Annotated in this window: 1 protein-coding gene; it reads left to right on the top strand. The window is 69.3% G+C overall.

From position 1 onward, the window contains the following. The coding region (locus B1L11_RS44655; protein ID WP_256863455.1) for a sugar phosphate isomerase/epimerase at positions 1-999 on the top strand (999 nt) is incomplete at its 5' end. Positions 1,000-1,005: the final 6 nt, after the last annotated feature.

Below are 1,005 nucleotides of genomic sequence, written 5' to 3'. Positions count from 1 at the left end.
ATCACGTTGTTCACGGGGCAGTGGGCGGACCTGCCGTTCGAGGAGGTCTGCCGGCTGGCCTCGGAATGGGGCTACGACGGCCTGGAGATCGCCTGCTGGGGCGACCACTTCGAGGTCGACAAGGCCCTCGCCGACGACTCCTACATCGAACGCAAGAAGGAGACCCTGGCCAAATACAACCTGGGGGTATGGACGATCTCCAACCACCTGGTCGGCCAGGCCGTCTGCGACCACCCCATCGACGAACGCCACAAAGGCATCCTGCCCGCCCGCATCTGGGGCGACGGCGAACCCGAAGGCGTACGCCGCCGCGCCGCCGAGGAGATCAAGGACACCGCCCGCGCGGCGGCCAAACTCGGCGTCACGACCGTCGTCGGCTTCACCGGCTCGTCGATCTGGCACACCCTGGCCATGTTCCCCCCGGTGCCGCCCTCGATGATCGAGGCCGGCTACCAGGACTTCGCGGACCGGTGGAACCCGATCCTCGACGTCTTCGACGAGGTCGGCGTGCGCTTCGCCCACGAGGTGCACCCCAGCGAGATCGCCTACGACTACCACACCACCGTGCGGACACTGGAGGCCATCGGGCACCGGCCGGCCTTCGGACTGAACTGGGACCCCTCGCACATGGTGTGGCAGGGCCTGGACCCGGCGAACTTCATCATCGACTTCGCCGACCGGATCTACCACGTCGACTGCAAGGACGCCCGGGTCGCCACCCGCGACGGCCGCCGCGGCCGCCTGGCCTCCCACCTGGCCTGGGCCGACCCCCGCCGCGGCTGGGACTTCGTGTCCACCGGCCGGGGCGACGTGCCGTGGGAGGAGTGCTTCCGCGCGCTCAACCACATCGGCTACGACGGCCCGATCTCCATCGAGTGGGAGGACGCGGGCATGGACCGGCTGCACGGCGCACCGGAATCCCTCGCCTACATCCGCTCGCTCAACGCCATCACCCCACCCGACGCCGCCTTCGACGCCGCCTTCTCCTCCGAGAGCTGACCTCTC

Source organism: Microbispora sp. GKU 823 (assembly GCF_002027145.1).
Taxonomy (GTDB): domain Bacteria; phylum Actinomycetota; class Actinomycetes; order Streptosporangiales; family Streptosporangiaceae; genus Microbispora; species Microbispora siamensis.
This window is presented reverse-complemented; position numbering and strand designations above follow the sequence as displayed.